The 25,649-nt window shown below is 63.5% G+C and carries 24 protein-coding genes; 10 read left to right on the top strand and 14 right to left on the bottom strand.

Features of this window, described 5'->3' with window-relative positions; all coding sequences use genetic code 11:
* Positions 1–12: 12 nt before the first annotated feature.
* The 5 genes from AC1DYO_RS22990 to AC1DYO_RS22970 are packed head-to-tail and all read right to left on the bottom strand — an operon-like array spanning position 13 to position 5,050.
* A complete protein-coding gene (locus AC1DYO_RS22990) occupies positions 13–795 on the bottom strand; it encodes a DeoR/GlpR family DNA-binding transcription regulator (RefSeq protein WP_181059722.1) in 783 nt (260 codons plus the stop codon).
* Positions 796–797: 2 nt separating this feature from the next.
* Positions 798–1,601 carry an HAD-IIB family hydrolase gene (locus AC1DYO_RS22985; RefSeq protein ID WP_477266926.1) on the bottom strand — a complete coding sequence of 268 codons (804 nt, stop codon included), beginning with the start codon at positions 1,599–1,601 and terminating at the stop codon, positions 798–800.
* A gap of 7 nt (positions 1,602–1,608) precedes the next feature.
* Positions 1,609–2,901, bottom strand: a complete 1,293-nt coding sequence (locus AC1DYO_RS22980; RefSeq protein ID WP_477266766.1) for an iron-containing alcohol dehydrogenase — start codon at positions 2,899–2,901, stop codon at positions 1,609–1,611.
* Between the two features lie 14 nt (positions 2,902–2,915).
* Positions 2,916–4,373 (bottom strand): xylulokinase, encoded by a 1,458-nt coding sequence (locus tag AC1DYO_RS22975; protein ID WP_477266765.1) that lies wholly within the window; start codon positions 4,371–4,373, stop codon positions 2,916–2,918.
* Entirely contained in the window at positions 4,373–5,050 is a 678-nt protein-coding gene (locus tag AC1DYO_RS22970; RefSeq protein WP_477266764.1) for a beta/alpha barrel domain-containing protein, read from the bottom strand. The genes AC1DYO_RS22975 and AC1DYO_RS22970 overlap by 1 nt, the downstream gene beginning before the upstream one ends.
* A gap of 163 nt (positions 5,051–5,213) precedes the next feature.
* On the opposite strand from AC1DYO_RS22970, the gene AC1DYO_RS22965 reads away from it, so the two are divergent.
* The 5 genes from AC1DYO_RS22965 (at position 5,214) to AC1DYO_RS22945 (ending at position 9,664) form a co-directional block, all read left to right on the top strand.
* Positions 5,214–6,596, top strand: coding sequence for an ABC transporter substrate-binding protein (locus tag AC1DYO_RS22965; RefSeq protein WP_477266763.1), 1,383 nt, complete (start codon positions 5,214–5,216; stop codon positions 6,594–6,596).
* A gap of 66 nt (positions 6,597–6,662) precedes the next feature.
* Positions 6,663–7,592: a carbohydrate ABC transporter permease gene (locus tag AC1DYO_RS22960; protein ID WP_477266762.1), complete on the top strand. Its 930-nt coding sequence runs from the start codon at positions 6,663–6,665 to the stop codon at positions 7,590–7,592.
* A 10-nt stretch (positions 7,593–7,602) separates the two neighbouring features.
* Complete coding sequence (locus AC1DYO_RS22955; RefSeq protein ID WP_181059742.1) at positions 7,603–8,436, top strand: carbohydrate ABC transporter permease; 834 nt, start codon at positions 7,603–7,605, stop codon at positions 8,434–8,436.
* A gap of 11 nt (positions 8,437–8,447) precedes the next feature.
* Entirely contained in the window at positions 8,448–9,503 is a 1,056-nt protein-coding gene (locus AC1DYO_RS22950) for an ABC transporter ATP-binding protein (RefSeq protein WP_477266761.1), read from the top strand.
* Positions 9,500–9,664: a hypothetical protein gene (locus AC1DYO_RS22945; RefSeq protein WP_477266760.1), complete on the top strand. Its 165-nt coding sequence runs from the start codon at positions 9,500–9,502 to the stop codon at positions 9,662–9,664. The genes AC1DYO_RS22950 and AC1DYO_RS22945 overlap by 4 nt, the downstream gene beginning before the upstream one ends.
* Before the next feature lie 6 nt (positions 9,665–9,670).
* Here the strand turns inward: AC1DYO_RS22945 and ggt are convergent, their stop codons facing one another.
* The 5 genes from ggt to AC1DYO_RS22920 form a co-directional block, all read right to left on the bottom strand.
* A complete protein-coding gene (gene ggt, locus AC1DYO_RS22940; protein ID WP_477266759.1) occupies positions 9,671–11,257 on the bottom strand; it encodes a gamma-glutamyltransferase in 1,587 nt (528 codons plus the stop codon).
* Positions 11,258–11,383: 126 nt separating this feature from the next.
* Positions 11,384–12,184, bottom strand: a complete 801-nt coding sequence (locus AC1DYO_RS22935) for an ABC transporter permease (protein ID WP_477266758.1) — start codon at positions 12,182–12,184, stop codon at positions 11,384–11,386.
* Positions 12,181–13,092: an ABC transporter permease gene (locus AC1DYO_RS22930; RefSeq protein ID WP_477266757.1), complete on the bottom strand. Its 912-nt coding sequence runs from the start codon at positions 13,090–13,092 to the stop codon at positions 12,181–12,183. The genes AC1DYO_RS22935 and AC1DYO_RS22930 overlap by 4 nt, the downstream gene beginning before the upstream one ends.
* Entirely contained in the window at positions 13,089–14,174 is a 1,086-nt protein-coding gene (locus AC1DYO_RS22925) for an ABC transporter ATP-binding protein (protein WP_477266756.1), read from the bottom strand. Before AC1DYO_RS22925 ends, AC1DYO_RS22930 begins: the two co-directional genes overlap by 4 nt.
* Positions 14,175–14,271: 97 nt before the next feature.
* Positions 14,272–15,309, bottom strand: coding sequence for an ABC transporter substrate-binding protein (locus AC1DYO_RS22920; RefSeq protein ID WP_477266755.1), 1,038 nt, complete (start codon positions 15,307–15,309; stop codon positions 14,272–14,274).
* 249 nt (positions 15,310–15,558) lie between these two features.
* On the opposite strand from AC1DYO_RS22920, the gene AC1DYO_RS22915 reads away from it, so the two are divergent.
* A complete protein-coding gene (locus AC1DYO_RS22915; protein WP_181059760.1) occupies positions 15,559–16,260 on the top strand; it encodes a GntR family transcriptional regulator in 702 nt (233 codons plus the stop codon).
* A gap of 36 nt (positions 16,261–16,296) precedes the next feature.
* Here the strand turns inward: AC1DYO_RS22915 and AC1DYO_RS22910 are convergent, their stop codons facing one another.
* From AC1DYO_RS22910 to AC1DYO_RS22895, 4 genes are read right to left on the bottom strand one after another with little or no spacing between them, the layout of a single operon-like run.
* Positions 16,297–17,598 carry an NAD(P)/FAD-dependent oxidoreductase gene (locus AC1DYO_RS22910; protein ID WP_477266754.1) on the bottom strand — a complete coding sequence of 434 codons (1,302 nt, stop codon included), beginning with the start codon at positions 17,596–17,598 and terminating at the stop codon, positions 16,297–16,299.
* Between the two features lie 2 nt (positions 17,599–17,600).
* Complete coding sequence (locus AC1DYO_RS22905) at positions 17,601–18,983, bottom strand: glutamine synthetase family protein (RefSeq protein WP_477266753.1); 1,383 nt, start codon at positions 18,981–18,983, stop codon at positions 17,601–17,603.
* A gap of 6 nt (positions 18,984–18,989) precedes the next feature.
* Positions 18,990–20,273: a glycosyltransferase gene (locus AC1DYO_RS22900; protein WP_477266752.1), complete on the bottom strand. Its 1,284-nt coding sequence runs from the start codon at positions 20,271–20,273 to the stop codon at positions 18,990–18,992.
* Between the two features lie 10 nt (positions 20,274–20,283).
* Complete coding sequence (locus AC1DYO_RS22895) at positions 20,284–21,222, bottom strand: GntR family transcriptional regulator (protein WP_477266751.1); 939 nt, start codon at positions 21,220–21,222, stop codon at positions 20,284–20,286.
* Positions 21,223–21,458: 236 nt separating this feature from the next.
* Between AC1DYO_RS22895 and AC1DYO_RS22890 the strand changes: the two genes are divergently transcribed.
* From AC1DYO_RS22890 to AC1DYO_RS22875, 4 genes are all read left to right on the top strand, one after another.
* Complete coding sequence (locus AC1DYO_RS22890) at positions 21,459–22,523, top strand: polyamine ABC transporter substrate-binding protein (protein WP_477266750.1); 1,065 nt, start codon at positions 21,459–21,461, stop codon at positions 22,521–22,523.
* 227 nt (positions 22,524–22,750) lie between these two features.
* Positions 22,751–23,593, top strand: coding sequence for an ABC transporter permease (locus AC1DYO_RS22885; protein WP_477266925.1), 843 nt, complete (start codon positions 22,751–22,753; stop codon positions 23,591–23,593).
* A gap of 186 nt (positions 23,594–23,779) precedes the next feature.
* Positions 23,780–24,571: an ABC transporter permease gene (locus tag AC1DYO_RS22880; RefSeq protein ID WP_477266749.1), complete on the top strand. Its 792-nt coding sequence runs from the start codon at positions 23,780–23,782 to the stop codon at positions 24,569–24,571.
* Entirely contained in the window at positions 24,568–25,641 is a 1,074-nt protein-coding gene (locus AC1DYO_RS22875; RefSeq protein ID WP_477266748.1) for an ABC transporter ATP-binding protein, read from the top strand. The genes AC1DYO_RS22880 and AC1DYO_RS22875 overlap by 4 nt, the downstream gene beginning before the upstream one ends.
* The last annotated feature ends 8 nt before the right edge of the window (positions 25,642–25,649 follow it).

The raw sequence follows: 25,649 nt of genomic DNA, 5'->3' as shown, positions 1-25,649 counted from the left end.
GGCAGTTGCTGATCAGTCGCCGGCAAACACATGCAGCTCCGTACCCGCTTGTTCGGCGGCAGTGCGCAGGTCGGCCTTCGGTTCGCTGTCGGTGACGATATCGGCAATGTCGTCAAGTCCGCAGATGCGTTCCAGGCTGGAGCGGCCGAACTTGTCGTGGGTCACCACCAGCACCGCGGACAGTGAACGCGATATCATCGCGCGCTTGACTGCCGCGGCGCCCGAGATCATGTCGCTCGGGCCGTCGGCACTTAGTCCCGACGCCCCGATGATGGCGACGTCGGCATTGTAGCGGCGCACGAACTCGACCGTGTCTTCGCCCAGCACGCTGCCTTCCCGGCTGTCATAGGTCCCGGGGCAAAGCAGCACGCGGAAGGTCGGATTGGCGCCGGCCACCGAGGCCACGCCGGTAGAATTGGTGATGATAGTCAGGTCGCGCTTCAACTGCGAAAGGTTGCGCGCCACTTCATAGGTAGTCGAACCGCCATCGATCATCACGATCTGGCCCTTCTGGACCAGGCCCGCCGCGCCGCGGCCGATGCGGGCGCGCTCCTCGACCAGTGTCAGGCCGCGCTCGGAAATCACCGGTTCGGACGTCACCAGCGAGATCGTCGCGCCGCCATAAGTGCGGTTGATCAGCCCGGCATCACCGAGTTCGATGAGATCGCGGCGGATGGTCTCGCCGGCGACGCCGATTCGCCGGGCGAGCTTGGAGATGCGTATGGACGCCGACCGACGCACTTCCGAAAGGATAAGCGCGTGCCGCTCCTTCTTCGTCAGTCGGCCTTGATCCATGACTATTCCATTCCCTTTGCAGCAATCAGCGCGTCGGCAAGCTCGGCAAATCCTTCCGCACCTCGCCCGCTTGTGACGAACGCGGGAGACGCAGGAAGTTCGCCGGCGAAGTCCAGCACATTAGCGACGCCGACGCTGTTGGGGAAGAAGCCGAACATTGGTGCATCGTTTGGACTATCGCCGACGAAGACAATGCTGTCCTTGTCGTGGTCTATGTCTATACCAAAACAGTCGCGCAAGAATAGCCGGCTTGTCGACAGTTTGTCGTATTTGCCGAACCAGCCATTGACATGGATCGACGAAATTTTCGCCGTCGCGCCACAGCGCTGGAAGATGCCGACGATCTTCAGCACCTCGGTTTTGGGCAGCGGCGCCACGTCCTCGCAGAAATCAATCGCCAGATCGGCCTCACGATATGCCTGGTCGGCGGCGACCGCCGCGCCCGGAATTTCCGCAAGCACGGTCTGCTCGATCTCCTTGAGGCGTGCGGCATCGGCCTGCCGTTCGGCAGCGCTTTTGGCGTGGTGGCGAACGATCCGCTTTTTGGCGTCGTCGTAGCGAAAATAAAAGGCGCCGTTCTCGCCGATCACGCCATCCACCGGCCATTGCCGCGCGATCAGGTCGCACCAGCCGGCAGGCCGGCCGGTGACAGGCGCGACGATGAATCCGGCCTGCTTCAGCCGCTCCAGCGCCGCATAGGCCTTTGCCGGCAGCCGTCCCTTGTCGGTCAAGGTGTCGTCTATATCGGTCAGCACGACGGCGATGTTGCGCCGGCCCAGGGCGGTGAAGTCGGCGAGCGGACGCAGCACCCCCTCAGGCTCCCGCCGCGACCGGTCCGAGCGAGGCGGCGGCGACATCGAGCATCGTGAACCTGTCGCGTATCAGCCGGGCATTGGCGACCGCCTCTTCGTAGAAGGCAGCGGGTATGGCGACCTCCTGCGGCGTCGTCGGCGCGCCGGCGGCACGCAGTGCTGCCGCGATCTCACGCGCCGGGCGGGCCACGCGGGAAAGCCTTTCGCGATACGAACGCCATTGCTCGGTCAGCATGGTGTTGATGGCAGTCGCCCGCTCATGGTCGAGCAGCTTGGGCTTGAACGCTGCCCAGCAGGAGCGTCCGAGGGTTTCGCCAAAGATCTCGATGAAACGGTCCGGTGTATCGGCGGACGGCGCAAGCTGCAGTTCCGGCAATGCCAGTACACGTTCCTGCAGCCGCGCCATCGTCAACGTCGTCACGGCTATGTGTTCACCGTGATGCGCCTCGGGCAGTCCCTGGCCGCGCATATCGATATAGTGGGCGATCAGATGTTCGCCCTGGCTGGCCGGATAAGAGCCGCCGCACAAAGTCATGCCGAGGCCGGACATGACCAGCGTGCGCACCAGCACTTCCATTGCCTCAAGGTCGCCTGTCCTGAGGTCGCCGGCCTTGGCGATGAGTGCCTTCTCGTCCTCGGTCAGAAGCATGAACGGCGCCTGTCTGTAGGGCGTGCCGATCAAAAGATGCGCCATCAGCCAATCGGTCTGGGCGGTCGGCCGCGCCATCGAATCGCCGAAGCCGGCGGCGATCAGCCGGTGCGGCGCCCGCGCCATCACATCGAGATCGAGGAATACGCCCACCGGCAGGCTCGCCGTCAGCGATTTCTTCAGACCTTCCTCGGTGATTGCCGCCGACACAGAGGTGTAGCCGTTCATAGACGGCGCGGTGCCGAACACCGCATAAGGTTTTTGGGTCAGATGCGCGGCATATTTGGCGATGTCGTTGATCGAGCCCGATCCGACCGCAACCAGGCCGCTGGCATTCTGCGTGCGGGCGATCACCGACCGCACGGCGTCCATGTCCGGATGCGGATGGCGCGGCAGGATGATCTTGTCGACATCGCTCGAGCCGCGCAGCGCAATCGACACCCTCTCGCCCAGTGCCAGGCGGGTGTCGGGATCCATCACCACGGCGAGCTTGCGGCCGAGCGGCAGCGGCTTGACCAGCGCATCGGCTTCGTCGCCGAGCCCGCGCCCGATGACGATGGTCTTCAGCGACACCGACAGCATTCCCTCACTATCCGGGTCGGGCAGGGTACCGGCAATGAGGCGATCGAGCATTTCCTTGGACATCGGGATGCGTCCAATCAATCAGCATGAAGCGGGGTCAAGGCGTCGAACAGGGTCCGATACCGGCGGTAACCTCTGTCGTAGGCGGCCTTGGCCGAAGGATTTGGGTCGATCGTCTCGATGCCACCGCCCAACCTTTCGGCCGCCTGCTGCACCGAGGAGGTAAGGCCGATGGCGGTGGCGGCAAGGATTGCCGCGCCGATCGGCGAGGCATCGGCGGCGTCGGCGATTTCCACCGGCCTGCCGCTGACATCGGCGCGGATTTGCGCCCACACCCGACTGCGGGCACCACCGCCGGAAAGCCTGATACGCCCCGTGGCGATGCCAAGCTCGTCCAGCCGGTCGACCACGTCGCGCATGGCGAAGGCGCAGCCTTCCAGCACTGCGCGGGCGCAAGCCGCTTTGCCGTGGAAGGATGTCAGCCCGTAGAAAGCGCCGCGAGCCTCGGCGATCCAGCGCGGTGCCATGGCGCCCGACAGCGCCGGCAGGAACAGCAGGTCATTGCTGCCGACAATGATGGTCGCCGCCAGCTCCGACATCGCCGCAGGCGAATCGACACCGAAGGTGGATAGAAACCACGTCACCGCGCCGCCTGAAAGCCATCCGGGATTGGAGACGAAATAACGGTCTCCGAGAAAACCATGCGTCTCGACCAGGCCGCCGGGGTCGAGGCGAAGCGTGTCGGACACTGCACCGACCACTTCGGCCGTGCCGAGATTGCAGGCAACGACACCGGGCACGACAACGCCGGTGCCGATGGCGGCGGAGAAATCATCACCGGTGCCGACTGCCAGCGGCGTGGCCACAGGCAGGCCTGTCAGATCGGCGCCGGCCGCGGTCAAGGCGCCAGCGACCGCCGATGCATCGTCGATGCCGGGCAATTTGTCGGCATCGATGTCGAAGGCGGCGAGCAGATCGCCGGCATAGTCGCGCTCCTTCAGCCCATAGAGCATGGTCGTCGAGGCCAGCGCATGGTCGATGACGGCACGACCGCACAGTGCCGCGACCACGAACGATACCGGCTGGTGCCAGAGCGCCACGCGGCGCGCTTCGGGCAGGTTGCGCGCTGCCCAGCGGACTTTCGCCGCCATATGGGTGGCGTCGAGGACGAGACCGGTGCGCTCGCGGATGAAGTCCGGATCGATGCCGGCGATCTCTCCCGACGCCCGCCGGTCCATCCAGATGATGCACGGCGCCAGCGCCTCACCGCTGCCGTCGACCGCGACGCAGCCGTCGAGCTGGCCGGCAATCGCCATGCCTTTGATGTCGGACGGTGCAAGCCCAGCCTTGTCGAGCGCGCCGGCGATAGCCGGCTTGAGCGCCGCCAGCCACAGCGCTGGGTTCTGTTCGGCCCAGCCCGGCGCCGGGAAGGCCGGCTGGTAAAGCACACTGGCCTCGCCACGTAGCCGCAATTCGTCATCGACGACGATCGCCTTCAGGCTTTGTGTGCCAAGATCGATGCCGATGACTGGCATTAGACACGCTCGCAATCCGCGAGAACATCCCGCAGTTGCGAGAGGATAGAACCTTTCGTCGGCGAATAGGAACCGTCGAAAACCGCTGTGCCAATGGTAAAAGCGTCTGCGCCGGCCTGCTTGATTGCCTTGATCCGATCGGCCGAGGCCACCGCGCCGGCGACGATCAGATGCCGTGTCGAACCAAGCCCGCGTCGGGCGGCGCGAACCAGTTCGGCAGGGTCGGCCTCGGTGGCGCGATAGGCGAGGACGTCGCATCCCGCACAGCCCTTCTCGGCAAAGGTGCGGCAGTCGGCCTCGACATCTTCCGGGGAGCCGCCGAGCTTGGTCGGATGTCCGACCGGCCGACCCGGAAAAGGGTAGTATTCGGTGTCGCTCCCTTCCAGCAGCGCCATGATCTCATCGACCTGGGTGCCGCCGAGCAGGCGTTGGATGCCGAGATCCCTGGCGATGCGCGCGGAATTGAGGCAGGCCTCAGCCGTCGTCGAGACAACTTCCATGTAGGTGGTGGCGCCTGTCCGCCCAATGGCGCCGGCGAGCTTTCGCAGCACATCCGGCGCGACGCCAACATCCTTGAAGCCGACATGCTTCAGGCCGACCGGCTCGATCAAATCGACCAGGTCGAGACAGTCCTCGACCGTGCGATCGTTTCGCGTCAGCATGAAGATGAAGTCCATCCGAAAGGTCCCTCGCCTGGTCGGGAAAGCCGGTTTACTGCCGGTCTGTTAACACCTCCCAACCATTTGTTGCAAGGTGCCACATTTTAATTTGCGGTACCACACATTTTGTGACAGAACGGGCGCCGGCCCGCCAGGCACGACTTTCTAGGGAGAAGGAAGAATGCTCAAGCCGCTGATACGTGGGAGTACCGCATCCGGGCTCCTCGTTCTCGCCGCCCTTATGTGGCAAATCACACAGGCTGCGGCGTGGGATCTGCAAGAGGCGTCGAAGCCCTATAGCGGTCAGACCATCCGCATGGTCGGCGAGGCGTTGCCGCCGCTCGAAGCGCTGAAGAAGATGGCGCCGGAGTTCGAAAAGCAGACCGGCATCCACGTCGAAGTCGAGATGTACGAGCACTCGGAAGCCGTCAACAAGGTGCAGCTCGATCTCAATTCGCACCGCGGCCGCTACGACGTCATCATCCAGCCGCATCGCGAACTCGGCAAATTCGCCACCAACAACCATCTGGTCGAAATCGCCAAGATGATGGCCGATCCGGCCCTGCGCGATCCGACCTTCGAGCCGGAGAAGCAGCTCTACCAGACGGCCTGGCACGAAATCTCCTGGTATGACGGCAAGGAGTACGGCTTCCCCTTCACCGTGCTCAACATGTTCATGTGGTATCGCTCGGACCTGCTCGCCGATCCCAAGGAGCAGGCAGGCTTCAAGGCCAAGTATGGCTACGACCTGGCTCCCGCCAAGGACTGGAAGCAGTATCGCGATATCGCCGAATGGTTCTATCGCCCCGACCAGGGCTTTTACGGCACCGCCCTGCAGGGCAAGCGCCATGAGGCGCTGTGGTATGAATGGCTCAACTTCCTCTATTCCTTCGGCGGTGACGTGCTCGATGTGAAGAGCGGCTCGGCCTGCGGCCCGGTCATCGTCAACAGCCCCAAGGCGGTCGCCTCGCTCGAATATTACAAGAGCCTGCTGCAATTCTCGCCGCCGGACAGCCTCAACTATTTCTGGGACGACGTCATGGCACTGATGCAGCAGGCCAAGGTCGCCGAGCTGATCATGTGGAACGACGCCACCTATGCCGTGTCGGTCGACACCACGGCCTCCACCGTCGTCGGCAAGGTCGGCTTCGACCTCGTGCCGCAAGGCGACGGCGGCAAGATCGGCCAGGTCGAGGGCTGGACCTATCTCATCCCGGTCTATTCGAAGAACCAGCAAGCGGCCTTCCTTTTCGTCCAGTGGATGATGGGCTATGACCGCCAGCTCGAGCAGCATCTCAATGGCGGCGCTTCCGGCCGGCCCGATGTCTATGCTTCGGCGGAGGTGCAGAAGCTGCCCTACGCCAAGGCATCGATGGAGGCCAACGAGCATGCGGTGCCGAAGGCGACATTGCCGCAATCGGCCGAGATGACCGACATATTGGTGCGCGAGCTGTCGTCCTACCTCGCCGGCGAGAAGGAAGCGCAGGCTGCCCTCGACACGGCCGCCACCGACATCTCGACATTGCTCGGTTCTTGCGCACCCATGACCTATCCGGCACGATAGGTCTCAGATGTCGCGCAGAGGCTACCCGCACAAGCGGGTAGCCGTTCTTGTCCGCAGGAAACGCCCGTGACGAACCGCACTCCATCGCCGCGCGGAATGCCGCTTCTCGACCGTGGGGTGGGACCGCTGCTGATGCTGCCGGCGACGCTGCTCGTCGTCGTCTTCCTGGTCGGCCCGTTCTACTACATGGTCTACACCGCGCTGACCGACCTCAGCTTCGCCGATGCCAGCCATGCCGGCGCCTTCGTCGGCTTCGACAATTTCCGCAAGCTGATGCGCAACGACCCGTTCTTCTGGGCGTCGTTTCTGCTGACGCTGAAATTCGTCATCATCGCCGTGGGGCTCGAATTCCTGCTCGGCTTTGCGCTGGCCTTCCTGATCTTCCGCTTCGTCGCCAGCCAGCGGCTTTTGACCACGCTGCTGCTCATCCCGATGATGATTGCGCCGATCGCCGTCGGGCTGATCTGGCGCCTGCTTTTGCAGGGCGATTTCGGCATGCTCACCTTCTACATGCGCAAGGTCGGCCTGCTGGCGCAGAACGCCGCGGTGCTTTCGGCGCCCGACCTTGTGTTTCCGACCATCGTTGCCATCGACGTCTGGCAGTGGACGCCTTTCGTCACCCTGATCATGCTGGCCGGGATGATGAGCCTGCCGCGCGCGCCGTTCGAGGCGGCAATGATGGATGGCGCCAAACCGTTCCAGATTTTTCGCGACGTCATGCTGCCGCTGCTGCGGCCCGTCATCGCGCTGGTGCTGCTGCTACGCGGCATCGACGCCTTCAAGGAATTCGACAAGGTGTTTTTGATGACCGGCGGCGGTCCGGGAACGCTGACCGAGCTGGTGTCAATCTACGCCTACCGCGTCAATTTCCGCAATTGGGACCTCGGCTACGGCGCCGCGGTCGCCTTCATGATCTATCTCGTCGTGCTGATCCTCTGCTCGGTCTTCTACAAGGCCGTCTACTGGTCGAGCCGCAAGCCGGCGGCGGCGTTTTGAGGGCGCCGCAATGATCGACCAATCCTCGAACCGCGCCTGGAAGAGCTTTGCCTGGGCGGTACTTCTGGTCGCCGTGGTGGTGGCGCTGACGCCATACGTCTGGATGGTGCTGGCGTCGTTCAAGAACCGTGTCGACCTTCTGTCGTCGGTGCCGAAATGGAGCTTCGCGCCGACGCTTGCCAATTACCCGGCCGTTTTCATCGACAAGGAATACTGGCCGCTGGCGATCAATTCGGTGCTGATCTCGGTGTCGTCGACGGTGCTGTGCATCGTCATCGGCGCGCCGGCAGCCTACGGCTTTGCCCGCTCGGATTTTCCGGGGAAGGAAGACCTGTTCTTCTTCTTCCTGACCACGCGCATGGCGCCGCCGATCTCGATCGCCGTGCCGCTGTTCCTGTTCTTCACTTCGCTGGGCCTGATCGACACCATCTATGCCGTGGTGATCGCCCACACCTCCTTCAACCTGTCGCTCGTCGTCTGGATGATGCGCGGCTTCTTTGCCGAAATCCCCAGGGAGATCGACGAAGCCGCGATGATGGACGGTCGCTCACGGCTCGGCGCGTTCTTGTTTGTCGTCGCACCGCTGGCCGCACCCGGCATCGGCGCGACAGCGGTGCTCTGCTTCATCCTGTCGTGGAACGAGTTCCTCTATGCCTTCATCCTCGTCGCCTTCGACGGGCGGCCGCTGACCGTTGGCATACCGGGGCTGGTAACGCCGCATGGCACGCTGTGGGGACAGGTCGCGGCGGTCGCTATCGTGGCGACGCTGCCGATCGTGCTTTTCACTTTCCTTGTCCAGAAACAGCTCGTCCGCGGCCTCACCTTCGGCGCGGTCAAGGGTTGAAGGGATCTTGCATGGCAATTGTTTTCGACGGCGTCACCAAGGCCTTCCCGGACGGGACGGTGGCGCTGCAGGCGCTGGACCTTGCTTTCGAGCCCGGCGAGTTCCTCGTCCTGCTCGGCCCGTCCGGCTCGGGCAAGACGACGGCCTGCCGGCTGCTCGCCGGCCTCGAACGTCCGACCGCCGGCCGCATCATGGTCGAAGGTCGCGATGTCACCGACCTGCCGCCGCGCCTGCGCGGCATGGGCATGGTGTTCCAGAACTACGCGCTCTACAGCCACAAGAGTGTCTACGAGAACATCGCCTATCCCTTGCGCATCCGAAAAATGCCGGCGGCCGAGCTCGACCGCTGCGTGCGCGCCATGGCGGAGCTGCTCGAAATCGGCCGTTACCTCGACCGGCGGCCCTCGCAACTGTCGGGCGGCCAGGCGCAGCGCGTCGCGGTGGCCCGCGCACTGGTCTGGCAGCCGAGCCTCTGCCTGATGGACGAGCCGCTGTCCAACCTAGATGCCTTGCTGCGCCTGCATATGCGCACCGAGTTGAAACGCCTGCATCGCGAGCTGAAGAAGACTTTCGTCTTCGTCACTCACGACCAGGAAGAGGCGATGACGCTGGCGACCAGGGTCGCGGTGCTGCGCGAAGGTGTGCTGATCCAGTATGACGATCCGCGCGAGATCTACAGGCGGCCGGCCAACCGCTTCATCGCCGAATTCATCGGCCGTCCGGCCATGAACACGTTCGACGGCGATGTCCGCGACGGCGTCTTTCACGCCACCGGCTTCGCCTGCCCGCTGCCGGGAAAACCGGATGGCCCCATCGTGCTAGGCATCCGCCCCGAGCAGATCCAGCTGGTCGACGCGTCCGCCGGCGATGCGATCCGGTTTGCCGTCGATGTCGTCGAACCGGTCGAGCCGGACGTGCTGATCTTCGCCAAGAGCCAGGCAAACGCACTGATCGTCAGGACAGTGAATGACGATCGCGCCTACAATCCCGGCCAGCCGTTGCACCTGCGCTTTCCGCCAGCGGCGCTCCACACGTTCAACACGGTGTCGGGAGCACGGCTGCCGTGAGCACGCTGCTCGCCTTGGTACCTCTGGCCGCCGCCGCAGTGGTCTGGCGGCTGTTCTACAGCTTCAACCGGTCGAGGCGCTGGTTCTCGACCGGTGAGCTCATCTTCTGGGACGCCATCGCACTGGTCATCCTGCAACTCGTCTGGCTGATCTGGTTCTAGGGCGGTTCAGTAGCCGAGCGCGCAGCCGTCCTTGCGCGGATCGGAGGCGCCGGTCAGCGTGCCCTTTTCCCAGTCGATCAGCACCAGTTGGCCGCCGCCATATGGCTCTTCTGCAATGGAAACCTGATGGCCACGCCGGCGCAAGCCGGCGATCGCATCGGCCGGAATGCCGCGCTCCGCCAGCACCGCATTGTCTTTGTAAAACACCCTTGGCGCATCCAGCGCCTGCTGTGGGTCCATGCCGAAATCGATCATGTTGGTGAGCAGATGGACATGGCCGAAAGGCTGGTAGCCGCCGCCCATCACCCCGAACGGCATCACCACCCGTCCGTTCTGCGTCGCCATGCCGGGCATGATGGTGTGCATCGGCCGCTTTCGCGGCGCGATGCGATTTGGATGGCCTTCCGTCAGCCGGAAGCTGCTGCCGCGGTTCTGCAGTATGACCCCGGTCTTGGGACCGACGACGCCGCTGCCGAACGAGCCGAAGGTCGAGTTGATGAAGCTGACCGCGTTGCGGTCGCGGTCGACCACCGAGATATAGACGGTGTCGCTGCGCGGAAGCTCAAGTCGCGGCAGATGCGTCATGGCGCGGGCCGGATCGATCGCGGCGCGCAGCCTGTCGGCATAGGCGCCGGACAGCAATTGCTCCACCGGCACATGGACGAAATTCCGATCGCCGATGAAGGTGTCGCGGTCCTGATAGGCAAGTCGGCCGGCTTCAATCTCGAGATGAAGCCGCTCGGCGCTGTTCGGCTGGAGCGAATTAAGCGCAAAGCCGGACAGGACATTGAGCATGATCAGCGCCGTCATCCCCTGATTGTTCGGCGGCATCTGATGGATGTCGTAGCCACGATAGGACGTATTCACCGCCTTGACGTAGTCGCCTTTCGTCTCGGCGAAATCGTCCAGCGCATGCAGCCCGCCGAGCGCGCGAAGACGCGCCACCAGATCGTCCGCGACTTCCCCCTCGTAGAAGCCGGCGCGGCCTTGGCTCCCGATGATGCGCAGGGTTTTCGCGAGTTCTGGTTGCCGATGCATATCGCCAGCTAGCGGCGCCTTTCCCTCCGGCAGGAACATGCGCGCGGCATGTTCGTCTGCAGCGAGCAGGGCGGCATCATCCGCCCAATCGAAGGCGACGCGATCGTGAACGACATAGCCCTGTTCGGCATAGCGAATGGCCGGTGCCAGCGCGGCGTCGATACCCTTCTTGCCGTGATCCTCGAGCAATCGGCACCAGGCATCGATAGCGCCTGGCACGGTGACTGCATGCGGTCCGGTTCCAGGCAGTTCCGCATATCCCCTGACGAGATACCAATCCGCTGTCGCGGCAGCGGGCGAGCGCCCTGAGCCATTGAAGGCCAGAACCTCGCCTTCACCCTTGGGACTGTAGAGGACAAAGCAGTCGCCGCCGATGCCGGTCGATTGCGGCTCGACCACCCCTTGCACCGCCGCCGCGCAGACGGCGGCGTCCATGGCGTTGCCGCCGGAGCGCAGCATGTCGATGGCTGCCAGTGTCGCCAGCGGATGCGATGTCGCCGCCATAGCTTCCGTGGCACGAACCGGCGAGCGGCCGGGGAACTGAAAATCACGCATGCACTGTCCAATCTACCGAGGAAAATTCCGAGCCTGTGCCACCCCGATGGAATTGGGATGGGCCTCTACTTTCTGTTTGAGCATGATCTTTTCCGAAAACCGGATTCCACTTTTTTGCGTCATGCTCTAACGCTTGCGGCCAAAAAGCTGTGCTGCCGAAAGCAGGACCACCGACAGCACGATCAGGCATGTCGAAATCGCGGCGATCGTCGGATCGATCTGATCGCGCAGCGCGCTGAACATGCGACGCGTCAGGGTTGTCGTCTCGCCGCCTGATATGAATAGCGACACCACCACCTCGTCGAATGAGGTTATGAAGGCAAACAATGCGCCGGACACGATGGAAAACCGGATCTGCGGCACGGTCACTTGCCAGAAGGCCGCCAGGCGCCCGGCACCCAGGCTGCGTGCGACGCGCTCCTGGTTCATGTCGTAGGACCGAAAGCCCGAAAGGACCGTCAGCACGACCAGCGGCAGCGCTTGCACCGTGTGCGCCAGCACCAGGCCGGTCAGCGTGTTGTTGAGGCCGATGCGCGCATAAAGAAAGAACGTGCCGATGCCGATCAGGATAACCGGAATGATCAGCGAGGCGGTCAGCACCGCATTGATGAAACCGGCGAGGCGCAGCGCCCCCGAATTGAGCGCATAGGCGGCGGCGACACCGATCGGTGTCGCGATCATGGTCGTCAACACCGCCGCCTTCAGCGAGACAATCGTCGCGTCGCGCCATTCGACCGACTGGAAATAGGCTTCGTACCATCGCAGCGACCAGCTTTCCGGCGGGAATTGCAACAGCGTCGAGCCGGAGAATGACATCGGCACGATGATCAGCGACGGCACGATCAGGAACAACAGCACAAGGGCGCCAACTGTATAGAGCCAAAGCCGTCGCCCGTGCGAAATCGGCAGGCCGAGATCGTCGTTCATCGCGCACCCCACGCGCTGGTCGCCCGCGCGCCCAACAGCCACCGGAACACGCCGAGCAAGCCGAGCGTGACGGCGAGCAAAACGACACCCAGCGCACTGCCGGCGCCCCAGTTGGAATAGAGGCTGGTGGTCTGCTCCATGCGCATCGCCCACATGATGACCTTGCCGCCGCCCATCAAGGCGGGGGTAACGAAGAACCCGAGGCACAGGATGAAGACGATGACCACGCCGGCGGCGAGCCCCGGAAGCGAAAGCGGAAAGAATATCTGCCAGAAAGTCGCCGTTGGCGGTGCGCCGAGGTTCATCGCCGCGCGCAGATAGTCGGCATCGATCGCCTTCATCGAAGCGTAGAGCGGCAGCACCGGGAACGGCAGCAATATATGCGTCATGCCGATGACGACGCCGGTGAAGTTATGCGCGAGCGGCAGCGGCTGGCTGATCACGCCAAGGTCCATGAGCCAGGTGTTCAACAGGCCCTTGCGCTGCAGGATCACCAGCCAAGCGTAGGTGCGCACCAGCACCGATGTCCAGAACGGCAGGATGACGAAGATCAGGCAGATGGAGGCGGCGCGCCGTGGCAGCTGCGACGGCATATAGGCCAGCGGATAACCGAGGAGAACGCACAGACCGGTGACGATGAACGCCACCTCGAATGTCGTGATGAAGGTCCTGACATAGGAAGCCTGCTCGACGAAGCGGGCGTAGTTCGCGCCGCTCAGCATTCCGGTCTCGTCGAACAGCGAGAGCCAGAACAGCCATCCGATCGGCAGGACGATGATGATGCCCACCAGGACGATACCGGGAGAGCACAGGCCAAGCAGAGCCAAAGACTCACGCCGGGCGTCGGCGCTCAGCACGTCCGCGTTCAGGCCGCCGCGGTCTGGAAGGTCTGCGGGGGCTGCGCTCATATCTCGTCCGCCAACAGGATCGCATCCTCCGGCTCGATGCGAAGCCGCACCGGTTGGCCGGCGCCCGGCAGACGGGTCAGCACGTCGCCACGGCAGTAATCGCGCAGCGCGATCTGCTGGCCATCCGCCAGCGTGGCGTAACAGATGAAGCTGTCGCCTTGATAGACGACATCGCGCACCGTGGCGTCGAGCAGGTTGGCATTGGCGTCTGGTTCGGCATTGGCGGCGAGCCGCACCCTTTCCGGCCTCACAACCAGCCAGTGCCGCCCCGGCGAGGGCAAGGGCGAAGCGGTGTAAACACGCTTTGCCGCATACCAGACACTGTCGTTGCGGCATTCGACGGGAATGAAGTTCGATTCGCCGATGAAGCCGGCGACGAACCTGGTGCGGGGCCTGGCGTAGAGCGTTTCGGGCCGGTCGAGCTGCTCGATGCGGCCTTTGTTCATGACCGCGATGCGGTCCGACATGGTGATCGCTTCGCGCTGGTCGTGGGTCACATAGACAGTGGTCATGCCGAGCCGGCGGTGCAGGCCGCGCAGCTCGATCTGCATATGTTCGCGCAACCCCTTGTCGAGCGCCGAAAGCGGCTCGTCCATCAGCACGATGCGCGGCTCGAACACGATCGCCCGCGCCAGCGCGACGCGCTGACGCTGTCCGCCCGACAATTGGTCGACGCGACGGTCGGCCAGACCCTGCAACTGCACCAGATCAAGCGCCTTCTCCACGCGCTCGGCCGTTTCCGCCGCGGGCGTGCGGCGCTGCTTCAACGGAAAGGCGATGTTGTGGAAGACGTTCATATGCGGGAAAAGCGCATAGTTCTGGAACACCATGCCGATGTTGCGCTTGTGCGGCGGCTTGGCGATGACTTCCTCGCCGCCAATGCCGATGCTTCCGGCATTGGCGCGGACAAACCCGGCCAAGATCATCAGCAGCGTGGTCTTGCCCGATCCCGACGGACCCAGAAGCGTCAGGAATTCGCCGGGAGCCACATCGAGGTTGAGGTCGCTGAGGACTGGCACGCTGCCAAAACGCTTGGCGATCCCTCGGATGTTGATCGGCGGCGCCGAACGCGCAATGGACAATTTCAGTGCTCCTTCGGATACTTGCGGCGCGAAGCGGATAGCGGGCCGATCGAACCTGCGTCGGCCCGCTGGATCAGCCAATCATCGATTGGCCTGCTCACTGCTGGATCAAATTGTCGAATTTCTCCGTGGCCTCCACGAGGTTGTCGCGCCAGAATTCCGCATCCTGCAGAACTTGTTTCTTGACGTTCTCGGGAGCGGAATTGATGTCCTTGATCCTCTCCTGCGGAATCTTGCCGGTTTCGAAAGCCTTCTCGTTCACTGGCCCATTGTCGACATACAATGGCAGATTGGCCTGGAGTTGCGGGCTCACGAACATGGCAAGCGCCTTCATAGCGATGTCCTTGTTTTTCGAACCTTTGGGAATGACCATGCAGTCTGCTGTCAGCACACCCTGATCGAACGAGAAGCTGACCGGAGCCCCTTCTTTCTTCAAGGTGCCGGCGCGTCCGTTCCAGATGCTTGCCATGTCGACTTCGCCGTCCTTGACCAGCTGCATGGCCTGGGCGCCGGAGGTCCACCAGGCATCGATATGCCCGCGGATCTTGTCGACGGATTTCAGCGCGCCGTCGACGTCTACGGGATAGACCTTGTCGATGGGAATGCCTTTCGCAAGCGCTGCAACGCTGAGCGTTTCTGTCGCCTGGCTTCCGCTCAGTGCACGCCGGCCGGGAAACTTCTCGACGTTCCAGAAATCGGCCCAGGTCTTCGGTCCTTTTTCGCCGAAGACATCGGTCCTGTAGATCAGCACGACCGAGGTATAGGAGATGCCAACCCAGTCATCATGCACAAGCTTCGGATTGATCCCGCTCTTGTCGATGACATTGTAGTCAAGCTTCTCGAACAGGCCTTCTTTGGAGCCCCGCGCGCATTCATCCGCGCCAAGCTCGGTGATGTCCCATTTGACGGCATTGCCGGTTACCTGAAGCCGGACGTCGTCGAGACCGTTGGTGGTGTCTTCCTTGATCGTAATGCCGAGCGCATCGGCGGTCGGCTTGAAGAACGCCTTGGCCTGCGCTTCCTGATAAGTACCGCCCCAGGAAGCCACCGCAATCGTATCTGCGGCAAGCGCCTGTGCAACAGGTATGGTTATCCCAATCACAGCTAACGCGCTGACAACTCTTGATTTTCTCATCGTCGTGTTCCCCTGAAGCCATTTGTTGATCTGGCATTCTATTTTGTATACAATTTCGAATGTAACTTGCTCAGAAAACGGATGTCAACTTGAAAGATCGCGCTTTTTCCAACAGGCTTGCCGCGCCATGGCGGAAGATGCACCTTGGTCTTCGCAGGGTTCGCAGCCACGCCGTCCGGGCGTGACTTCGTCAGCGCAAGGCCTTTTGGATCAGGCCTCGACGACCGGTACGGGAGACGGAACATCGCAATGCCCACGAGAAAAAAGAACACGCTTCGCGAATCCGTTTACGGATCGATGAAAGCGATGATCGTCACCGGACAGCTACCTCCCGGAGCGCGCGTCACCGAGAACGACCTGGCGATCAGGTTAAAGGTCAGCCGCACGCCGGTGCGCGAGGCGCTCAACCGGCTTGAACAGGACGGCCTGGTTGTCGGCCGCCCGCGCCAGGGCTACCTCGTCAAGGAATTCGACATCCATATGTTCCGCGAGGCATTCGAGATCAGGGAATTGCTGGACGGCTATGCGACCGAGCTGGCGACCGCCAAGGTCACGGCCGCGGACAAGGAGCGCCTTCGCGAAATGGTGCGGGAATGCGAGCGGCTGGCCGCGCTGCCGACACGCAGTTCGGATGACATGTTCCAGGAACTGCAGATCGGCATGGACATCCACCGCACCATTGCTCAAATCAGCGGCAATGTGATGCTAAGTGGCTTGCTGAACGGCATCCTCGACAAATGCCAGCACTATGTCTGGATGGAACTGCTCAGGCTGGACGAATGGGGAATAGCCCGCGACGAGCACTTCGAGATCGTCGAGGCCATCTGCGCTGGCGACGCGGCGCGGGCCGTCGAGTTGACCCGCGCGCACATCCGCGGATCACGCAACAACATCCTTCGTTTGCTGCAGGCAAAATCCGACTACCAGACCTTTCTTGCCCGCGCATCGTAGCGCGGCGCAAAACCTCTCCATCGTCTCTCCGCAGCCTCAATGCTTGATGCGGTCGCGCATGGCGTACCACAACATGCCCAGCACATAGAGCGGGCCGCGCAATGCAGTGCCGCCCGGGAACGGCATCGGGGTCAGCGTCGAGAACAGGTCGAGCCGTGAGGCGTCACCCGTGATCGCTTCGGCGAGCAGCTTGCCCGACAGGGTCGACAGGATGACACCTTTACCGGAATAGCCATGCGCGAAATAGACCTCGCCATAGTGCCCGACATGCGGCAGCCTGGAGGTCGTCACCGACACCAGCCCACCCCAGGCATGGTCGATGCGGCAACCCTTCAGTTGCGGGAACGTGGCTTCCATGTGCGGCCGCACGAAGCCGGCAATGTCGGCCGGCGGCGACGGCGTGTAGCGCTCGCCGCCACCGAACAGCAGGCGTCCGTCCGCCGACATGCGGTAATAGTTGACGACGAAGCGTGTGTCGGACACCGCGACATTGGCCGGGATGACATTGCGCTTGCCCTCCAGCGGCTCGGTGGCGACGATATAGTTGCCAACCGGCATGATGCGGCTGTTGACGCGCGGCTCCAGCCCGTGAAGCAGCGCATCGCCCGCCAGCACCACATGCTTGGCCCTGACCGAACCCTTTGAGGTCGAGACCCGGATCGAAGGCTCGCGCTCGAGCTTCGTTGCCACCGAATTCTCATGGATGACGACGCCGGCAGCCACGGCCGCGCGGGCCAGGCCGAGCGTGTAGTTCAGCGGATGCATGTGGCCGCCAAGCGGCTCATACATCGCGCCATGGTAAGGTGTGTCGACCTTGCCGCGTGCCTGCGCCGCCGACAGGATCTCGACGTCGCGGAACTTCATCACGCTTTCGAGGCATTTGGCCTCCTCTTCGAGATCCTTGAGATCGGAGCCGTTGACCGCACCGACAAGATGGCCGGTCAGCCTGAGATCGCAATCGATGGCATGGCGCTCGATGATGTCGAGCACCAGGCCGCGCGCCTCGAAGGCAAGGTCGAACAGCACCTTCGCCCGCTCGGGGCCGTAGAGCTTGACCAGCCCCTTGGCGCCCTTGCGCAGGCCGGGGATCATCTGGCCGCCATTGCGGCCCGATGCGCCCCAGCCGATCTTACCGCCTTCGAGCAGCACCACCTTCAGGCCGCGCTCGGCGGCGTGAAGGGCGGCCGACAGGCCGGTGCAGCCGCCGCCGACCACCACCAGGTCGGCGTCGACATCGCCCACCAGCGTCGGATGATCCGGCGCCGGATTGGCAGTGGCGACATAATAGGATTTGCCGATATCGAGACCGGAATTGAAACCCGTTGAACTGGAGCCCATGATCACACCTTCAAGAGCAGGTGGTCGCGTTCCCAGCTCGTCACCACGCTCTGGAACAAGTCGAGTTCGACGCTTTTCACGCGCAGATAGGTCTGGAAGAAATCCTCGCCGAGCAACGCCCGCACGGGCTCGCAAGCGGTGAAGCGGTCGAGCGCCTCTTCCATGGTTTTCGGCAACGTGCTCTTGATCTTGTAGGCATTGCCCGAGGCCTCGGCCGAGCGCGCCAGCTTCTGCTTGACGCCGAGATAGCCGGCAAGCAGCGAACCGGCGATTGCCAGATAGGGATTGCAATCCGCACCCGGCAACCGGTTTTCCACCCGCCTTGCGGCACGGCCGCCAGCCGGCACGCGCAGACCGCAGGAGCGGTTGTCATGCGACCATTCGATGTTGGCCGGCGCGCTGTGGTTTGGCCTGATGCGGCGGAACGAGTTCACGTTGGGCGCAAACAGCGGCATGATCTCGGGCACATACTTCTGCAGGCCGCCGATGAAATGGCCGAACATCTCGGTGTCGGCATCGTCGCGGTCGGCAAACAGTGCAGCGCCCGTCTTCTCATCGATGACGGACATGTGCAGGTGCATCGAGCTGCCCGCCTGCGCCGCGATCGGCTTGGCCATGAAGGTGGCGTGCATGCCGCTCTGTTGCGCCGCCTGGCGCGTCAGCCGCTTGAACAGCAGCACCTGGTCGGCCAGCGGCACCGCGTCGCCATGCAGCAGATTGATCTCCAGCTGCGCCGTGCCGGATTCATGGATCAGCGTGTCGAGCGGCAGGCCGGCCGCCGCGGCATAGTCATAGACGCGGCGGATCACCGGTTCGAATTCTTCCAGCGCCACCATGTCATAGGGATGCTGTGAACCCTCGGCGCGGCCATTGGCGCCGACCGGTGCAGTCAACGGTTGATCCGGGTTTGGGTTGGGCGCGGTCAGATAGAATTCAACCTCGGGCGCCACCACAGCGCGCCAGCCGCGCTGGCGGTAGAGATCGAGTACGGCGCGCAAGACATGACGTGGCGAGGCCATCCATGGCCTGCCGTCCATGTGGAAGGCATCGGCGAAGACATAGGCTTTGCCGGCACCGCCGCCCGGCGCCAGGCAGAGCGTCGAGACGTCAGGCACCATGCGCATATCCGGGTCCTGATAGGCAAAGCCCTCGTCGATCGAGCCGGAATAGCGGCCGTCAATGCTGACCAGGAAAGCGCTGCTTGGTAGATAGAGAGCGCGATCTTCGAGCGCCTTGAGGAATTTTGCTGTCGGCAGCGCCTTGCCGCGCAGCACGCCATTCATATCGGGAACCAGGCACTCGACTTCGTTTATCCCGTGCTGGGCGAGCCAGCTCTTGGGATCATTGCCGGTGAAGAGAGCGGTATTTGTATTTTTGTCCTGCATTTTTGTTCACGTCCGTATCAGAGAGAGTATGGCTTGCGCGGCCACATCCGTTCCAGGGGTCAGCGCCATCTTGGCAGCATTGTCCCTGAGGCGGGCGCGCATGGCGTCGTCGGCCAGCAGGCCGAGAATGGCTCTCTCCAATCCCCCTTCGGTCCAGGCGTCGCGGCCGATATGGTCGCCGACGCCCGTCTCTCCCGCGCGTTGCGCATTGTCGTGACCGTCCCAACAATAGGGCATGATCAGCGACGGCACGCCGAACCGCAGCGCCTCGCAAAAGCTGTTGTTTCCTCCGTGATGAATAAACAGGTCCGACTTCGCCACCACTGAAGGCTGCGGAAACCAGGCGTCGAGATAGACATTGTCCGGCACCGCGCGATAGGCGTCGCGCAGCCCGCCGGCATTGACGATGAAGCGAGCCGGCAATTTGTCGAAGACGGCGAGCATGCGCTCGATCAGCCCGACATCCATGGCGCCGAGGCTGCCGAAGCTGACATAAACCAGCGGCCCGCCATTGCGCGGAAACACCGGCACTTCGAACGGTCCTTCCGAACGCACGCAGCCTTCGAGATACACGAAGCGTGTGGGGTCGAGCGGCCCGGCGCGCTCACGCCGCACGATCGTTGGCGTCAGCAGCAGATTGAGGTCGGGCGATGTCTCCAGGAACAGGCCCTTGGGCAAAGGCGCCAGGCCGGCATCCGCGCGAAAACGGTTGAAGCGGTCATGCGCCGGCGCCGATGCCGAGAGATAGCGCGCTTCGAACGCCCCACGTTGCGGGTCATCGGCAGCCATCCCTGAGAGGTAAGGTGGCACCTCGGCATCCGGGAGTTCCGTTTCCGCGCAGGAGACGACACGCACCCACGGACAGCCGGCAGAGGCGATCGCAGGAAACATGATGACATTATCGAGCACCACCGCATCCGGCTTCAGCCGCGCCAGCAATTGCCGCAGCGGCGCCTCGGCGTTGACGGCGGTGTCGACGATCGCCTGCCAGGTCGGCGCGACATAGGTTTCGAGCTGGTCGATCGGGCTCAGCCGGAAATGCGGCAGATGCCGGCGCACAAATGCCTGCCAGTAGCTCTGGCGCTCGCTGTCGCTCAGCGGCTCGTCGGTCGGCAGTTGGTATTCCTGGAAACCGTAGTCGGCAAAGACGCCGGAGAAACCGGCATGGCAGATGAAGACGGGCCGGGCGCCCCGTGCGCGCAATGCCTGTGCGATACCGACGCAATTCAATGCGGCGCCGAAACTGGCTTCGGGAAACAGCGCGATGGTCGGGCTGGCTTTACGCGTCAATTATTCCTCTTCAGTCCGGCCGGCTGATCATGCCGAACAGTGCGGGAGCTCCGCGGCTGGCCGCTTGCGGTCGCTGGTTGCGGGAGAGCCGCAGGTGGATGCGAAGCAGATCGGCAGCCACCTCATACTGCCGGCTTTCAAGATAGTCGAGTATGCTCAGATGCTCGCGCAGCGATTGCCGCAGCCGGAAGACGTTGACGCCGGCATAGATGCCGGGCAACCGGCGCAGGCGGAGATGATCGGCCAGAGCATCCGACACAAAGCGGTTGGCGCAGCCCTCGGCGATCATTCCATGGAAATCCATGTCCACCCGCTGGAACTCGCGCGTGTCGAAGGAGGCGTCCGGCAATGCCGACAGCGCTTCCATGCCCTGGCGCAAGGCTGCCGCCCGCGTGCCGTCAAGCCGAAAGCCGGGTGTTAGGATCGCCGCCGGCTCCAGCAGCAGCCGAAACTCGTAGCTTTCGCCTTGCGCCTCCGGATCGTCGGGCGCGCGGCGGAACAGCCAGGACTGGCCAGGTGCGCGGTCCAGAAGATTCTCATCGGTCAGTTTGTTAAGCGCTTTTAGTACCGTCTTGCGCTCGGCATCATACCGCCGCATCAGCCCCGCGACGGTCACCGTCTGGTCCAGCCGGCGCGCCGAGCGGTCGCGCAGGATGGCTTCGGCGAGTTCGTCTTCCTCGGCGTTGGGAAGCTCGGCGGCGATGGCCGGCTGCGCAGCGAGGTCGATCGCCAGATGATAACCGGTATCGGCCTCCCAGCGTACCACGCCCCGCTCCGCGAGCAGGCTGAGTGCGGCCCGCACCGGTGTACGCGAGACATTACACAGCGAGGCGATCTGCTGTTCGGGCAGGCGGGCGCCGGGCTCGAAGCCGCGCTGGCGCGCCACATCCAGGATGCGCTGCGCCAGATCGAGGTGGTTGGTGCGAGGTCGTCGGGCTACGGCTTGCATGACAATTCTCGAATACGAATGTGACCGCATTGGTTTGGCCGACTGCCGGAACGGGCGCAATCGGCCAGATTCCTCGGTCGGTTGGCAAATTATGGATTGACGTACTTTTTTCTGCAATAGTACTGTCAGCACAATCGGCGAGAAAAGACCGAGGGAACAGGATCGAGGCAGCGGCACGGGTCGCCGGCTTTGGTCCGGCAAATGATTTCGACGATCAAACCGAATGGGAGTCTGCCATGACCGCTACCAGCCTGCGGCGCCGTGCGCTCAATATATCTTCAATCGCTCTCGGCTTCGCTCTGACGCTCTCGGCGCCGGCGATGGCCGCCGACCTCGTCATTTCCAACTGGGACGGCTACATGGCGCCCGACGCCATGGCCGCCTTCAAGACCGCGACCGGCGTCTCCGGCGAAGTGGTGGTGCACGCCACCAATGAAGAGATCATGGGCAAGCTGATTGCCGCCGGCGGCAAGGGCTATGACGTGGTCTTCGTCTCCTCGCCCTTCGCCGAGGTGCTGAACAAGCTCGGCCTGACCGAGCCGGTCGATCACGCCAAGATCCCCAACCTTGCCAACCTCTACCCCGAAGCGACCAAGCTGCCGCACGATGTCGGCAACAATTTCTCCGTGCCCTACACCTGGGGCACGACGGGCCTCTGCTACCGCTCGGACCTGGTCAAGACAGCGCCCACCAGCTGGAGTGACCTGCTGGCGCCCTCCGACGACCTCAAGGGCAAGACCACCATGTTGGCAACCGACCGCTGGCTGCTGGCCGCCGGGCAGCTCGACAAGGGCTATTCCGTCAACGAGACCGACCCGGCCAAGATGGCCGAGGTCAAGGACCTGCTGATCTCGGCCAAGAAGACGCTGCTCGCCTATGACGACACCACCTTCTATTCGAAGCTGGTCTCCGGCGAGGCGCTGATGGTGCAGGCCTGGGACGGCTGGTGCAATTACGGCATCGCCGACAAGCCCGAGATCAAATACGTCATCCCGAAAGAGGGCTCGGATCTCTGGGTCGACACGATGGTGGTGATGAAGGCGTCCGAGCACAAGGACGACGCCTTCAAGTTCATCAACTTCATGCTCGACGCCAAGAACCATGCCTGGGCGGCGCAGAACATCGACTACAAAGTGCCGAACAAGCCGGCGATGGAAAGCCTGCCGGCCGACTTCCTGGCCAAATTCCCCAACATGGCGATGCCGGTGGCCGACCTCGTCAAGTTCGAACAGCTGCGTGACGTCGGCGAAGCCCAGCGCGACTATTCCAAGATCGTCAGCGAGATCAAGGCCGCGCAGTAAGATCGATTGCTGGAAGCAAGCTTGCGTTCCTTCGCGCCCCCCTCTGGCCTGCCGGCCATCTCCCCCTCAAGGGGGGAGATTGGCTGTGGCACCGCTTTCGCTAACCTCCAGCGCCTTAAGGTGAGCGGAACGTCAAGGCTGCTAATCTCCCCCCTTGAGGGGGAGATGCCCGGCAGGGCAGAGGGGGGTGCCTCGTGAAGCATCTACCCTCCCGCTCCTCCCTGCTGATGGCCCCGGCGCTGGTCTGGCTGACCGCGCTGATGGTGGTGCCGTGCGCGCTGGTGCTGGCGCTCGCCTTCTTCCGGCGCGGCATCTATGGCGGCATCGACTACACTTTCACGCTGGAGAATTTCGGGTTGGTCTTCGACCCGCTCTATGCCGGCATCTTCCTCAAATCGGCGCGCATCGCCGGCACGGCGACGCTGATCGCGGTGGTGATCGGCTATGCCGCCGCCTATGCGATCGCCGCCGCACCGCGCCGGTGGCAGCCGGTGTTCCTGTTCTTCGCCGTGCTGCCGTTCTGGTCGAACTATCTGATCCGCACCTACGCCTGGATCGTGCTGCTCAACCGCGAAGGCCTGATTACGCAGCTCTTGCGCTGGTTCGGTTACACAGGCGAGCCGCCGTCGATGCTCTACACCGAAGGCGCCGTCATCGCCGGCCTCGTCTACAATTACCTGCCCTTCGTCATCCTCGCCTGCTACGCGCCGCTGTCGCGCCTCAACCCCGAGTTGGCCGAAGCCTCGCGCGATCTCGGTGCTTCCGCCGCCACCACATTTCGCCGTGTCATCCTGCCGCTGACGGTGCCCGGCATCGCCGCCGGCGCGGTCTTCGTCTTCGTGCTGTCGATCGGCAATTTCGTCACCCCGGCGCTGCTTGGCGGCGGCCGCTTCCAGATGATCGGCAACCTCGTCTACGACCAGTTCCTGACCGCCAATGACTGGCCCTTCGGCGCAGCGCTCGCCATGGCGCTGATCGCCATCATGCTGCTGGTGCTGATGGCACAGGCGCTCGCCGCCGACCGCGCCGCGGGACGGGCGGCAGAGGCGAAGGGTGACGCCGATGGCTGAGCGCGGCGCGATCCTTACCTTCTCCCCGTTCACGGGGAGAAGGTGCCCCGAAGGGGCGGATGAGGGGCMGCGTCAACCTTTGCGACGCTCAGCGCTGCCCCTCATCTGCCTGCCGGCATCTTCTCCCCGTGAACGGGGAGAAGGACTCTGGTCGTTCGCTTGCCTCCCAATTGTCGGAGGCCAGCGATGACCCATTCCTTCACCCGTACGCTCGGCATGCGGACGATCCTGATTCTCGTCTTCGCCTTCCTCTACATCCCGATCGCCGTGCTGGTGGCGCTGTCCTTCAACGAGGGCGGGCTGCCGACGGCGTGGTCCGGCTTTTCGCTGAAATGGTATGCCTCGCTGGCGGGCAATTCCGCCATCCTGTCCGCAGCGCTCAACACGCTGATTGTGGCACTGGTGTCGACGGCAATCGCCACGCTGCTCGGCACGCTGCTGGCCATCGGCGTCGAGATGCGCCGGCACTACGGCAAGGGTCTCGAAGCGCTGATCTTCGCGCCGATGATCATCCCCGACATCGTGTTGGCCATCGCGCTGCTGTCGTTCTTTTCCATGCTCAATTTGACCATGGGCCTGCACACCATCATCCTCGCCCATGTCGTCTTCAACCTCGCCTTCGTCTGTTCGGTGGTGCGCGCCCGTCTGAAGAGTTTTGATTGGTCGATCGTCGAAGCCTCCGCCGATCTCGGCGCCTCGGCCGTCACCACCTTCCGGCGCGTGACCTTGCCGGTCATCCTGCCGGCGGTGATCGCCGGCGCACTACTTGCCTTCACGCTCTCGGTCGACGAGTTCATCATCGCCTTCTTCACCGCCGGCGCCGGTCGCGCCTCGACCACGCTGCCGATGCAGATCTATGCCATGATCCGCTTCGGCATCACGCCGGAGATCAACGCACTGGCGACCATCGTCATGGCGGTTTCGATCACCGCGCTCACCCTGTCGCAGCGGCTCAACCGTGGGATCATCGGCCAATGAGCGAACCGCGCACGCTGCTGGCCATCGATCATGTGTCGAAGAATTTCGGCCGGGTCACCGCCGTCGACGGCATCTCGCTCGACATCAGGGAGAATGAGTTCTTCGCGCTGCTCGGCCCTTCCGGCTGTGGCAAGACCACGCTGCTGCGCATGCTTGCCGGTTTCGAGACGCCCACGGACGGCCGTATCCTGCTCGACGGCCGTGACATCGCGAGAATTCCGCCCAACAAGCGGCCGGTCAATTTGATGTTCCAGTCCTACGCCTTGTTCCCGCATATGAGCGTCCGCGCCAATGTCTCCTATGGCCTCGAAATGGAGCGCTTGCCAGCAGCCGAAATACGCTCCCGCGTCGATGCCATCCTGGCCACCACCGAACTCGTCCCATTCGCCGACCGCAAGCCGGAGCAATTGTCCGGCGGCCAGAAGCAGCGCGTCGCGCTCGCCCGCGCGCTGGTCAAGCGGCCCCGCCTGCTGCTGCTCGACGAGCCGCTCGGCGCGCTCGACAAGAAGCTGCGCGGCGCCATGCAGCTGGAGCTGAAGCGCCTCCAGCACGAGGTCGGCATCACCTTTGTCATCGTCACCCATGACCAGGAGGAATCGCTGGTCATGGCCGACCGCATGGCGGTGCTGAAGGACGGCAGACTGCTGCAATGCGACACCCCGCACGCGATCTACGAACATCCCGCCGACCGTTTCGTCGCCGACTTCATCGGGGTGATGAATTTCGTGCCGGGCAAGGTATCAGCCGATGGCGTGATCGCCACGAACGGCGCGCGCATTGCAGGCAAGGTACCCGCCACGCTTGCACCAAGCGCATCAGCGGTAGCCTCGGTCCGGCCCGAACGCATCCGGTTGTTCCCGTCACCCGAGACCGCCAACCGCACCACCGGCACGGTCGAGGCGCTGGCCTATCATGGGCTCGACCTGCAGTTGCATGTCCGCACGCCGTTGTCGCCAAAACCGTTCCTGGTGCGCGTCACCGCCGATGCCGCCGACCGCCGGCCGGTGTCGTCGGGCGACCAGGTCGAACTCGGCTGGGACGCCGCCGATGTCAGAATTTTTGAGGAATAGGAGAAGCT

The sequence above is a fragment of the Mesorhizobium sp. P2_F5 genome (assembly GCF_056403715.1).
Note: the sequence above shows the minus strand (reverse complement) of the source record. Positions and strands in the feature narration are given on the sequence as shown.